General features: G+C 73.2%; 11 protein-coding genes. 5 read left to right on the top strand and 6 right to left on the bottom strand.

Features of this window, described 5'->3' with window-relative positions:
• Positions 1 to 184 precede the first annotated feature (184 nt).
• From JJV70_RS07435 to JJV70_RS07415, 6 genes are all read right to left on the bottom strand, one after another.
• Positions 185 to 1966: a biotin carboxylase N-terminal domain-containing protein gene (locus tag JJV70_RS07435; protein WP_219046933.1), complete on the bottom strand. Its 1782-nt coding sequence runs from the start codon at positions 1964 to 1966 to the stop codon at positions 185 to 187.
• A 337-nt stretch (positions 1967 to 2303) separates the two neighbouring features.
• The gene (locus tag JJV70_RS07430; RefSeq protein ID WP_219046973.1) at positions 2304 to 2969 is read right to left on the bottom strand and encodes a Maf family protein; all 666 of its coding nucleotides are present in this window, start codon (positions 2967 to 2969) and stop codon (positions 2304 to 2306) included.
• Between the two features lie 69 nt (positions 2970 to 3038).
• Positions 3039 to 3167 carry a morphogenic membrane protein MmpB gene (mmpB, locus tag JJV70_RS22540; protein WP_257573547.1) on the bottom strand — a complete coding sequence of 43 codons (129 nt, stop codon included), beginning with the start codon at positions 3165 to 3167 and terminating at the stop codon, positions 3039 to 3041.
• A gap of 124 nt (positions 3168 to 3291) precedes the next feature.
• Complete coding sequence (locus JJV70_RS07425) at positions 3292 to 3966, bottom strand: HAD-IA family hydrolase (protein WP_308294726.1); 675 nt, start codon at positions 3964 to 3966, stop codon at positions 3292 to 3294.
• The gene (locus JJV70_RS07420) at positions 3963 to 4166 is read right to left on the bottom strand and encodes an acyl-CoA carboxylase subunit epsilon (protein WP_219046931.1); all 204 of its coding nucleotides are present in this window, start codon (positions 4164 to 4166) and stop codon (positions 3963 to 3965) included. The genes JJV70_RS07425 and JJV70_RS07420 overlap by 4 nt, the downstream gene beginning before the upstream one ends.
• Before the next feature lie 55 nt (positions 4167 to 4221).
• Positions 4222 to 5817, bottom strand: coding sequence for an acyl-CoA carboxylase subunit beta (locus tag JJV70_RS07415; RefSeq protein WP_219046929.1), 1596 nt, complete (start codon positions 5815 to 5817; stop codon positions 4222 to 4224).
• Between the two features lie 108 nt (positions 5818 to 5925).
• Here JJV70_RS07415 and JJV70_RS07410 point away from each other — a divergent pair, with 108 nt between their 5' ends.
• The 5 genes from JJV70_RS07410 to hutH all read left to right on the top strand — a co-directional run bounded on the left by JJV70_RS07410 (position 5926) and on the right by hutH (position 12201).
• On the top strand, positions 5926 to 6831 hold the full coding sequence (locus tag JJV70_RS07410) for a biotin--[acetyl-CoA-carboxylase] ligase (protein WP_219046928.1): 906 nt from the start codon (positions 5926 to 5928) through the stop codon (positions 6829 to 6831).
• 191 nt (positions 6832 to 7022) lie between these two features.
• Entirely contained in the window at positions 7023 to 8315 is a 1293-nt protein-coding gene (locus JJV70_RS07405; protein WP_308294725.1) for an adenylate/guanylate cyclase domain-containing protein, read from the top strand.
• A gap of 205 nt (positions 8316 to 8520) precedes the next feature.
• On the top strand, positions 8521 to 9312 hold the full coding sequence (locus tag JJV70_RS07400) for an enoyl-CoA hydratase/isomerase family protein (protein ID WP_219046927.1): 792 nt from the start codon (positions 8521 to 8523) through the stop codon (positions 9310 to 9312).
• A gap of 53 nt (positions 9313 to 9365) precedes the next feature.
• Complete coding sequence (locus tag JJV70_RS07395) at positions 9366 to 10484, top strand: diguanylate cyclase domain-containing protein (protein WP_219046926.1); 1119 nt, start codon at positions 9366 to 9368, stop codon at positions 10482 to 10484.
• A 163-nt stretch (positions 10485 to 10647) separates the two neighbouring features.
• Positions 10648 to 12201, top strand: coding sequence for a histidine ammonia-lyase (gene hutH, locus JJV70_RS07390; RefSeq protein WP_219046925.1), 1554 nt, complete (start codon positions 10648 to 10650; stop codon positions 12199 to 12201).
• The last annotated feature ends 119 nt before the right edge of the window (positions 12202 to 12320 follow it).

Here is a 12320-nt window from a genome sequence, read left to right as displayed (position 1 = left end):
TTGGCGAGGCTGGTGCCGCGCCGCCCGGCAGCTCAGCGTGCGGCCCTCGGGCGCGGAGGCAGCGGAGGCAGCGGAAGAGCAACCGCTCCACACCGTACTGAGGTCCCCAGAACGGGCTGAAGCCCCGGCCAGCCGGCCGGGGCTTCAGCCCGTTCAGACACTGAGCACCGCGATGCTCCCCTGGTCAGTCCTTGATCTCGCAGATGACCGTGCCGGAGGAGATCGAGGTGCCGATCTGGGCTGCCAGGCCCTTGACGGTCCCCGCGCGGTGGGCGTTGAGCGGCTGCTCCATCTTCATCGCCTCCAGGACGACGATCAGCTCGCCCTCGGCGACCTCCTGGCCCTCCTCGACGGCCACCTTGACGATCGTGCCCTGCATCGGCGAGGCGAGCGCGTCACCGGAGGCGGCGGAGGAGGACTTCTTCGCGGCGCGGCGGCGGGCGGGCTTGGCACCGCCCGCGACGGCGGCCCGGGCCAGCGGCATGCCCAGCGACGCGGGCAGGGAGACCTCCAGCCGCTTGCCGCCGACCTCCACGACGACGGTCTCGCGGGTGGCCTCGTCCTCGTCCTCCTCGGCGGCAGGGCCACCGGCGAACGGCTTGATCTCGTTGACGAACTCCGTCTCGATCCACCGGGTGTGAACGTCGAACGGCTGGCCCTCACGGCCGTGCACCTCGGGCGCGAAGGCCGGGTCGGCGACGGCGACGCGGTGGAAGGGGATGGCCGTGGCCATGCCTTCGACATCGAACTCCGCCAGCGCGCGGGCGGCGCGCTGGAGGGCCTGCTGCCGGGTGGAGCCGGTGACGATCAGCTTGGCGAGCAGCGAGTCCCAGGCCGGGCCGATGACCGAGCCGGACTCCACGCCCGCGTCCAGCCGCACGCCCGGGCCGGTGGGCGGGTCGAACTTCGTCACCGTCCCCGGCGCCGGGAGGAAGTTGCGGCCCGGGTCCTCGCCGTTGATGCGGAACTCGAAGGAGTGACCGCGCAGCGGGGGGTCGTCGTAGCCCAGCTCCTCGCCGTCGGCGATGCGGAACATCTCGCGCACCAGGTCGATGCCGGTGACCTCCTCAGTGACCGGGTGCTCCACCTGGAGGCGGGTGTTGACCTCCAGGAAGGAGATCGTGCCGTCCTGGCCGACGAGGAACTCGCAGGTGCCCGCGCCGACGTAGCCGGCTTCCTTCAGGATCGCCTTCGACGCCCGGTACAGCTCGGCGTTCTGCTCGGGCGTCAGGAACGGCGCGGGCGCCTCCTCCACCAGCTTCTGGTGGCGGCGCTGGAGCGAGCAGTCACGGGTGGAGACGACGACCACGTTGCCGTGGGTGTCGGCCAGGCACTGGGTCTCGACGTGACGCGGACGGTCCAGGTAGCGCTCGACGAAGCACTCGCCCCGGCCGAAGGCGGCGACCGCCTCGCGCACCGCCGAGTCGTACAGCTCCGGCACTTCCTCCAGCGTGCGGGCGACCTTCAGGCCGCGACCGCCGCCGCCGAAGGCCGCCTTGATGGCGATGGGCAGCCCGTTCTCCTCGGCGAAGGCGACGACCTCCTCCGCGCCGGATACCGGGTCCTTGGTACCGGCCACCAGCGGCGCGCCCGCACGCTGGGCGATGTGCCGGGCGGCGACCTTGTCGCCCAGGTCCCGGATCGCGTGCGGCGGCGGGCCGATCCAGGTCAGGCCCGCGTCCAGCACGGCTTGCGCGAACTCGGCGTTCTCCGACAGGAAGCCGTAGCCGGGGTGGATGGCGTCGGCGCCGGAGTCCGCGGCGGCCTTCAGCACCTTGCTGATGTCCAGGTAGCTCGCGGCCGGGGTGTCACCACCCAGCGCGAAGGCCTCATCGGCGACCCGGACGTGCAGCGCGTCCCGGTCCGGGTCGGCGTAGACGGCTACGCTCGCGATCCCCGCGTCCCGGCAGGCCCGGGCGACACGGACAGCGATTTCACCGCGGTTGGCGATGAGCACCTTGCGCACGATGGCTCCCTCCTTGAAACAAGCTGAGTTTAGGTACGGGCGACACCACACGCGCAGCTTTCTTGTGGGGTGAGCTTGCCCACACGATCCGTAGCGGAGCCTGCCCTCGCCGCCTGATTCCCCTCGTCATCCCACCGTACGCCGGGAAAACGAGGATCGCTGGAGCTGCGCACTGTGGCTGACGTCTCCCCGGACGGGAGCAAGACCCGCCCGTGCGTTGTTGTGGAGACTCTACTAACGGAACGGGGTTTCTTTGCGAGTCCGCCGTGAGGCGGGCTTGACCACCGCGTGACGATCCGGTGACTCCGCACCCGCCCCTCGCGCTGTGGCTTACCGCTCAGGGCGACGGCGTCCACAGGTCGGTGATGCGCACGTGCAGCCGGTTCAGCAGGTGCCGCAGGAGCGGGAGGGAGAGGCCGATGACGTTGCCGGGGTCGCCGTCGATACCGTCCAGGAACGGGGCCGAGCGGCCGTCAAGGGTGAACGCGCCCGCGACGTGCAGGGGTTCACCGGAGGCGACGTACGCGGCGATCTCGGCGTCCGTGGGCTCGGCGAACCGGACGGTCGTGGCGGCGGTGGCGCTCGCCCGGTCGCCGGAGGCGGTGTCGATGACGCAGTGGCCGGTCAGCAGGACGCCGGTGCGCCCGCGCATCGCCTTCCAGCGGGCTGTGGCGTCCTCGGCGTCGGCGGGCTTGCCCAGCGCGCGGCCGTCCAGCTCCAGCACCGAGTCACAGCCGACCACCAGGGCACCGGCGGCTTCCGGACGGGTGGCGACGGCGTCGGCCTTGGCCTCGGCGAGGACGAGCGCCAGCTCGCTGGGGGTCGGGGCGCTCAGCGCGTCCTCGTCCACCCCGCTGACGATCACCTCGGGCGCGAGTCCGGCCTGCCGCAGCAGCCCGAGCCGTGCGGGAGACTGGGAGGCGAGCACGAGACGGCGCGACGGCGTGGCAGATGACGCGGACGCGGCGGCGGACGGTGAGGACGCGGAGGACCCTGAGGGCATGGCCATGGGGGCCATCGTAGAAGGGCGCCACAGGTGGCGGCGCGCCGTAGCCCGGTGCGCGGGGTGCCGTCAGCGGACGGCGAGAGCGAGCGTCACCACGAGCACCGTGGCGGCGAGCAGCCAGCCAGCCCGGCGCAACCGCGCCTGAGCGGCCCGCAGCCACTCGGGAGGCCGGTCGGGAGGGTCGGACCAGAGCATAAGCCCCAGGGTGAGGCCGCGCCGGAGCCGGCGCCTGAGTACCCGTACTCATTCGACGCAGCGTTGACCCCCCGTCGCGCGATGCCGCCGCCCGGCGTGCGCCGGTGACGCGGCCCCGGGGCGGTCAGAGTGCGGCGTGCAGCAGCGCGGGCAGCTCCCGCATGTCCTCGAACAACACCGCACCGTGGCCCTGAAGGCGGGCGGCGGGGGTGAGGCCGCCGCTGTAGCCGAAGGCGCGCATTCCGGCGGCCTGGGCTGCGGCGAGACCGTAGGCGCTGTCCTCGACCACTGCGCACCGCTGCGGCGCCACGCCCAGGGTGCGGGCGGCGTGTTGGAACAGGTCGGGCTCCGGCTTGCCCCGGGTGACATCGGCGGCGCTGAACACGCGGCCGGCGAAGCGCTCGTGCAGCCCGGTGAGTTCCAGGCTGCGCCGGATGTCCGCGTGGCTGCCGTTGGACGCTACGCACGACGGCGTTCGCAGCGCGTCCAGCGCGTCCACCACGCCGTCCACTGCGACCAGTTCGGCGGCGAACGCCTCGGCATAAAGGTGCTCGTACCGGTCCTGCCATCCTGGCTCCAGGCGCCGTCCCAGGCGTTGCTCGACGGCTGCCGTGTAGACCTCCGTGGAGGAGCCCACGAACGTCTCAATGACCTCCTCTTCGGTGAACGGGCAGCCCAGGTCGGCCGTGATGGCCACATCGACTTGCACGCACAGGCGCTCGCTGTCCACGAGCGTGCCGTCGCAGTCGAAGATGACCAGCTCGGCTGGGGCGGCCAGCTCGCGGGCGGGGGGTGTCACGCGGGCCAGAACGCGGTGTGCCACGCCTTCGGGCCGGGGTGGGGCAGGCGGCGCGGGACGAGGCGGGCCGGGTCGGACCACTCCGAGGTCTCGCGCGCCCCGGGGTCCGCGGGCGCCGCCACGGCGGCCCGCGCCCGCACCACCGCGAGGGCGGCGGCCAGCTCCTCGGGCGTCGGGTTGCCGCGTACGACCTTGATCATGAAGGACCTCCGGGTTCGGCGGGAGCTGACGGCGGCGGAACGGCCACGGTCACGGTCACAGCGGGATGTTGCCGTGCTTCTTCGGCGGCAGCTGCTCCCGCTTGGTGCGCAGCGACCGCAGGCCCCGCACGATGTGGCGGCGGGTCTCGGACGGCAGCACCACCGCGTCCACGTAGCCGCGCTCGGCGGCGACGTACGGGTTGAGCAGCGTGTCCTCGTACTCCTCGGTGAGCCGCACCCGCAGCTCCTCGCGCTCGCCCTCGTCCTCGACGGCGGCCAGCGCGCGCCGGTGCAGGATGTTGACCGCGCCCTGTGCGCCCATCACCGCGATCTGCGCCGTGGGCCAGGCGAAGTTGAGGTCGGCGCCCAGGTGCTTGGAGCCCATCACATCGTACGCGCCGCCGAACGCCTTGCGGGTGATGACGGTGATCAGCGGCACCGTCGCCTCGGCGTAGGCGTAGATCAGCTTGGCACCGCGCCGGATGATGCCGTTGTACTCCTGGTCGGTGCCGGGCAGGAAGCCGGGCACGTCGACGAACGTGAGCACCGGGAGGTTGAAGGTGTCGCAGGTGCGCACGAACCGGGCGGCCTTCTCACTGGCGTCGATGTCCAGGCACCCGGCCAGCTGGAGCGGCTGGTTGGCGACGACGCCCACGGCGTGGCCCTCCACCCGCCCGAACCCGGTGATCATGTTCGGCGCGAACAGGGCCTGCGTCTGAAGGAACTCGCCGTCGTCCAGCACGTGTTCGATGACGCTGTGCATGTCGTACGGCTGGTTCGCGCCGTCCGGGATGAGGACGTCCAGCTCGCGGTCGCGCTCGCTGGTCTCCAGGTCCACGTCCTCGGGGTAGACCGGGGCCTCGGTGAGGTTGTTGGACGGCAGGTAGGACAGCAGCGCCTTGACGTACTCGACGGCGTCCTTCTCGTCCCCGGCCATGTGGTGCGCGACACCGGAGGTCGCGTTGTGCGTGCGGGCGCCGCCCAGCTCCTCGAAGCCGACGTCCTCACCCGTCACCGTCTTGATCACGTCCGGACCGGTGATGAACATGTGCGAGGACTTGTCCACCATCACCGTGAAGTCGGTGATCGCCGGGGAGTACACCGCGCCGCCCGCGCAGGGGCCCATGATCAGTGAGATCTGCGGGATGACGCCCGAGGCGTGCACGTTGCGGCGGAAGATCTCCGCGAACAGGCCGAGCGCCGCGACGCCCTCCTGGATGCGCGCCCCGCCGCCGTCGTTGATGCCGATGACCGGGCAGCCGGTCTTCAGCGCGAAGTCCATGACCTTGACGATCTTCTCGCCGTACACCTCGCCGAGCGAGCCGCCGAAGATCGTGAAGTCCTGCGAGTAGACGGCGACCGGGCGGCCGTCCACCGTGCCGTAACCGGTGACCACGCCATCGCCGTACGGGCGGTTCTTCCCCAGCCCGAAGTTCGTCGAACGGTGCCGGGCGAACTCGTCCAGCTCCGTGAAGGACCCCTCGTCCAGCAGCAGTTCCACCCGTTCGCGCGCGGTCAGCTTGCCCTTGGCATGCTGCTTCTCCACCGCGCGCGCGGAACCGGCGTGGACCGCTTCCGCGGTACGTCGCTCAAAGTCGGCGATCTTGCCCGCCGTGGTGTGGATGTCTGGGGTGCTTTCCTGCTCGGACACGGGGAGCGGCTCCTAGTCGTCCTCGGGGCTACCGACTCGTAGGGTATCGGCGACAGCCCGTGTCGGCGGTGCGTCGTTGGCCACACCGGCGGGCCTACGCTTGGCCCCATGACACCCCAGATGTCCGCTGATGTTCCCGGCGCCGACGGCCCCGCACCCTCCTCCTCCGGCTTCTTTGACCTGGACCGGCCGCCGCTCAGCGCCCCCGCCCTGCGCCGCGCGCTGCTCCGGGAGGGCGGGCTGTGGAGCGAACTGGACGTCGTCGCCAGCACCGGGTCCACCAACACCGACCTGGTGCACCGGGTACGGCAGGGCGAGGTGGAGGAGGGCACCGTCCTGATCGCCGAGGAGCAGACCTCCGGGCGCGGCCGCCTGGACCGGCACTGGAACGCGCCGCCCCGCAGCGGGCTGTTCTGCTCCTTCGTGCTGCGCCCCGGCCCCGAGGTGCCGCAGCGCCGCTGGAGCTGGCTGCCGCTGCTCACCGGAGTCGCCACCGCCACCGCGCTGGCCCGCACCGCCGGGGTGGACACCATGCTCAAGTGGCCCAACGACCTGCTGGCCGAGGTCGGGGGCCAGGAACGCAAGATCGGCGGCATCCTCGCCGAGCGCACCGGCAACGCCGCGCACGACGCCGTGGTCATCGGCATCGGCGTCAACGTCAGCCTGCGCGCCGACGAACTGCCCGTCCCCGAAGCCGGGTCCCTGGCGCTGGCCGGGGCGCGCGGCACCGACCGCGACCCGCTGCTGCGCGCGGTGCTGCGCGCCGTCGAGCAGTGGTACGCCCAGTGGCGAGCGGTCGGCGGCGACCCGGCGGCCTGCCAGCTCCAGGAGACCTACGCCGCGGGCTGCGCCACCCTGGGCCGCACCGTGCGCGCGGAGCTGCCGGGCGGCCAGGACCTCGTGGGCGAGGCCGTCGCGGTGGACGGCGAGGGACAGCTGGTGCTGGCCACCGGCAGCGGGGTACAGGAGTCGGTCGGCGCCGGTGACATCGTGCACCTGCGCCCGGGCACCTGACGCGACCCGTGCGGGCGCACAAGAACGGTAGGTGCGGTACGTGCCCGGACCGGGAGCGTCCGGCCTGACGTGAGCTACGGCACACCTGCCGTATCGTGGGGCGCGTGGCGCGGCGCGGCGGGCGCGGTGTAGTGGAACGGAAGGGCAGTGCGCAGGCACCTCATGCGCGGGAACCTGGCAAGGGGCGGGCAGTGACCGCCGACGATCCGGACATGTCCGGCCCCGACCCGAACCGCCCCCCGGCCGACGGCGCCACGCCCCGCGACGGCGGCCGGTCCGGCGAAGACACGGCGTCCGGCGAAGACACGGCGTCCGGCGGGGATGCGGCGTCCGGCGGGGATGCCGGGCCGGGGGACGCCTCCAGCGCCGGTGCCGCGTTCCCCGACGTTCCTCCCGCGCGGCGTACGGGAAGCGCCTCCCGCGCCTTTGGCCACGCGTTCGAGGAGCGCGACACCCCCGAGGACCGGGCCAAGGACAACCCGCTCGCGCTGAAGGTCGAGGAGCTGATTCTCGGCTCCGCCCGCACCTACACCCCCTTTCAGGCCGCCCGCGCCGCCGACGTCCCCATGGACCTGGCGGCCCGCTTCTGGCGCGCCATGGGCTTCGCCGACATCGGCCAGGCCCGCGCGCTGACCGAGGCCGACGTGCTCGCCCTGCGCCGCCTGGCCGGGCTGGTGGAGGCGGGGTTGCTCAACGAGGCGATGGCCGTGCAGGTGGCCCGTTCCACCGGCCAGACCACCGCCCGTCTCGCCGAGTGGCAGGTTGACTCCTTCCTCGCCGGGCTCACCGTCTCCCCGGAGCCCGGCATGAGCCGCATGGAGGTCACCTACCCCCTGGTCGAGCTGCTGCTCCCCGAGCTCCAGGAGTTCCTGGTCTACGTCTGGCGCCGCCAGCTGGCCGCCGCCACCGGCCGCGTCGTGCAGGCCCAGGACGACGAGGAGATGGTGGACCGCCGCCTGGCCGTCGGTTTCGCTGACCTGGTCGGCTTTACCCGGCTGACCCGGCGGCTGGAGGAAGAGGAACTGGGCGAGCTGGTCGAGGCGTTCGAGACCACCGCCGCCGACTTGGTGGCCGCGCACGGTGGACGCCTGATCAAGACCCTCGGCGACGAGGTCCTTTACATCGCCGACGACGCGGGCACGGCCGCCGAGATCGGCCTGCGCATGATCGAGACCCTCTCCAACGACGAGACGATGCCCGAACTCCGCGTCGGCATGGCCTTTGGCACCGTCACCACCCGCATGGGCGACGTCTTCGGCAACACCGTGAACCTCGCCAGCCGCCTGACGTCGATAGCGCCGAAGGACACCGTGCTCATCGACGGCGCACTCCGCGAGGAGCTCACCGCCGTCGGCGACGCTCCCCGCTCGGAGAAGGACTCCGCCACCGGCACCGGCTACCGCTTCGCCCTGCAACCCCTCTACCAGCGCCCCGTCCGTGGCCTGGGCGTCGTCGAACCCTGGCTTCTGTCCCGGAGGGGGTGAAGGGGCCTTTCGCTGGCCGTCCCGCCTCGGCGGGCGCCGTTTCCGACGTTTCCTCCGTTCGTGCCTCTCCCGCCGTTTCGTGTCTCTCTCGCCGTTGCCGCCGAGCGCCGCTGCCGGGGGAGGGACCCGCCTCCGCGTCCGCCCCGCTCTCCGCGCCGAGCGCGTAGGGTGCTGCTGTTAGCGGTCGTTCACGTCGAGGGAGGGTGTGCGGGTGCGGTACGGGGAGTGGGTCGAGGTACGGCAGGACGGGCACGTCGCCGAGCTGGTGCTGGACCGGCCGAAGGCGATGAACGCGGTCTCCACCGAGCTGGCGGCGGGCATCGCACAGGCGTGTGCGGCGCTGGCGGCCGATCCCGGCGTACGGGCGGTGGTCGTCAGCTCCAGCACCGCGCGCGCGTTCTGCGTCGGGGCCGACCTCAAGGAGCGCAACCGGTTCACCGACGCCGAGCTGGGGCGGCAGCGGCCGTACGCGCGCGCCGCGTACACCGGGGTGCTTCAGCTGCCGATGCCGACCATCGCGGCCGTGCACGGGTTCGCGCTGGGCGGCGGGTTCGAGCTGGCGCTGGCGTGCGATCTGATCGTGGCGGACGAGACCGCCGTGGTCGGGCTGCCCGAGGTCTCCGTGGGGGTCATCCCGGGCGGGGGCGGGACGCAGCTGCTGCCGCGCCGGGTGGGGGCCGCGCGGGCGGCGGAGCTGATCTTCACCGCGCGCCGGGTGGAGGCGCCCGAGGCGCGGGAACTGGGGCTAGTGGACGAGCTGGTCGCGGCAGGCACGGACCGGGACGAGGCGCTGGCGCTCGCCGGGCGCGTCGCCGCCCACTCGCCCGTGGGCCTGCGGGCCGCCAAGCGGGCACTGCGCACCGGCTGGGGCATGGCGCTCGCGGCTGGCCTGGAGGTGGAGGACGCCGCGTGGCGCACCGTCGCCTTCTCCGGCGACCGCGCGGAGGGCGTGGCGGCGTTCAACGAGAAGCGGGCGCCCCGGTGGCCCGGGGAGTGACCAGGCGGTTACCTGAAGCGCAAGACGGGCAGAAGCCTCCTAACCTGGGGCGTATGGGAGACGACGCGAGGCTGTGTGCGGTGCTGCGGCTGGCCCGGGCGATGGCCGCCGCTCCCGCTTCCCCGGAGGCCGCCCGCGCCGCCGCGCGCGGCGCCCGTACCGCGATGGCCGCTGACTTCGCCGCCGTCTCGGTGTGGGAGCGCTCGCGCGGACGGCTGCGCGTCCTGGTGAACGACGGTGCGCTGGCCCCGGGTGAGGAAACGTTTCCGCACGACGAGTCCTACTCCGTCGAGGACTTCCCGGAGATCGCCGAGTTCGTGCATGAGCGCTGGACGGGCGGGGAAGGGCCGCTCGCCTGGGTGGAGACCGCCGAAGCGCCCGCCGGTGCCGGTGCCTACGGGCGGCACCGCGCCGCCGCGCTGCGCCGCCGGGGCCGGGCCGCCTGCGTCGTCGTACCCGTGGTGCTGCACGGGCGGGCGTGGGGGGAACTGTACGTGGCGCGGGGTGCGGGCGGCGCGGTGTTCGACGCCGCCGACGCGCGCTTCGGTGCCGTGCTCGCCGCCGTCATCGCCGCCGGGCTCTCGCAGCACGAGCGGCTGGAGGAGGTGCGGCGACTGGCCTTCACCGATCCGCTCACCGGGCTCGGCAACCGGCGCGCGGTGGACGCGGCACTGGACGAGGCGCTGGAGCGGCACCGCGCGGACGGCGCCATCGTCAGCCTGCTGGTGTGCGACCTCAACGGGCTCAAGCACGTCAACGACACCCTCGGGCACGCCGCGGGGGACCGTCTGCTGGAACGTTTCGGCTCCCTGCTGTCCCGGTGTGGGGCGATGCTGCCCGGTGCGCTGGTGGCCCGGCTCGGCGGCGACGAGTTCTGTCTGCTCGCGGTCGGCCAGCCCGCCGACGACGTGGTGCACGTCGCCGACGAGTTGTGCCTGCGCGCCGCCGACCTGGCCGAGGGGGCAGGCGTGGCCTGCGGCGTCGCCTCCACCGGCGACCCGATCGGGCCCGTCCACTCCGCCCGCCGCCTGCTGCGGCTGGCCGACGCGGCGCAGTACCGCGCGAAGGCGGTGCGGGCGGGCAAGCCGGTGGTGGCGGGCCGCGAGATCGTCCACCTCGCTGACGAGACGCCACCCCCGCCCGGCGACCGCCGCCGCTTCCGGGGCCGCTGAACTCGCGACCTCCGGCGGCGGGCTCCGGTGAGCCGCCGGGCTCTGGCGGTGCGGGTTCGGGGGTGCGGCATCGGCGGTGTGGGCTCCGGGTGCCCCTCCTCTTCCCTTCCCCCTTCCCCCGAGCTCGTGACAGAACCGGATTCAGTGCCTAGGGTGCGTGAATATGGATATGCAGAGCACCGTGCTGGTCGGCCCCGCCGGGGTCACCGCGCAGGACGTCATCGCCGTGGCCCGCGGCGGCGCCCGCGTCGAGCTGACGCCCGAGGCGCTGGCCAAGGTCGCGGACGCGCGCCGGTTCATCGACGACCTGGCCGCCAAGCCCGACCCGGTCTACGGCGTCTCCACCGGCTTCGGCGCCCTCGCCGTCCGGCACATCAGCCCGGACCTGCGTGCCCAGCTCCAGCGCAACATCGTCCGCTCGCACGCCGCCGGTACCGGGCCGCGCGTGGAGCGCGAAGTGGTGCGCGCGCTGATGTTCCTGCGCCTGAAGACGGTCGCCTCCGGCCACACCGGAGTCCGCCCCGAGGTGCTGCGCACCATGGCCGACGTGCTCAACGCGGGCATCACCCCCGTCGTCCACGAGTACGGGTCGCTCGGCTGCTCCGGCGACCTCGCGCCGCTGTCGCACTGTGCCCTCACCCTCCTCGGCGAAGGGGACGCCGAAGGCCCCGACGGCACCGTCCGCCCGGCCGCCGAGCTGCTGGCCGCGCACGGCATCGCGCCCGTCGAACTGCGCGAGAAGGAGGGCTTGGCGCTGCTCAACGGGACGGACGGCATGCTCGGCATGCTGGTCATGGCCGCCGCCGACCTCGCCCGCCTGCTCACCAGCGCCGACATCACCGCCGCCCTCACCCTGGAAGCACTGCTGGGCACCGGCCGCGTGCTCGCGCCCGAGCTGCACGCCATCCGCCCGCACCCCGGGCAGGCCGACAGCGCCGCCAACATGCGGAAAGTGCTCGACGGCTCCGGCTGCACCGGGCACCACCAGGACGCCGCACCCCGCGTCCAGGACGCCTACTCCGTGCGGTGCGCCCCGCAGGTCACCGGTGCCGGGCGCGACACTCTCGCGCACGCCCTGCTCGTCGCCGACCGCGAGCTGGCGGCGGCCGTGGACAACCCCGTGGTCCTGCCCGACGGCCGGGTGGAGTCCAACGGCAACTTCCACGGCGCTCCGGTCGCCTACGTGCTGGACTTCCTCGCCATCGCGGCCGCGGACCTCGCGTCCATCGCCGAGCGCCGCACCGACCGCCTGCTGGACAAGACCCGCTCGCACGGGCTGCCCCCCTTCCTCGCCCACGACGCGGGCGTGGACTCCGGGCTGATGATCGCCCAGTACACGCAGGCCGCGCTGGTCAGCGAGCTGAAGCGGCTGGCGGTGCCCGCGTCGGCGGACTCGATTCCGTCCTCGGCGATGCAGGAGGACCACGTCTCCATGGGCTGGTCGGCGGCCCGCAAGCTGCGCACCGCCGTAGACGGCCTGACCCGGGTGATCGCCATCGAGCTGTTCACCGCCGCGCGGGCACTTCAGCTGCGCGCCGGTGACGGCCTGACGCCCGCGCCCGCGTCCCGGGCAGTCCTGGACGCCGCACGGGCGGCCGGAGTAGGCGGAGCTGGCCCGGACCGGTTCCTCGCGCCGGACATCGCGGCGGCGGAGGCGTTCGTGCGGGACGGCAGCCTGGTCGCGGCGGCGGAATCGGTGACGGGACCGCTCGCGTAGAGCCTGCCCCTCGCCTCCCCGGCCACCACGTAGGTGGGTCATCCTGGTGCCGGTTTACCGCCGTGCGTGGCCTCCGGAGTTTTTCGGGGACTTTGGTGCGGAGAATTCTTTGGGGCACC

Origin of the sequence: Streptomyces sp. JJ66 (assembly GCF_019303495.1) — a bacterium.
Lineage (GTDB): Bacteria > Actinomycetota > Actinomycetes > Streptomycetales > Streptomycetaceae > Streptomyces.
The sequence above is the reverse complement of the archived record's forward strand: the minus strand, read 5'-3'. Positions and strand labels throughout refer to the sequence as shown.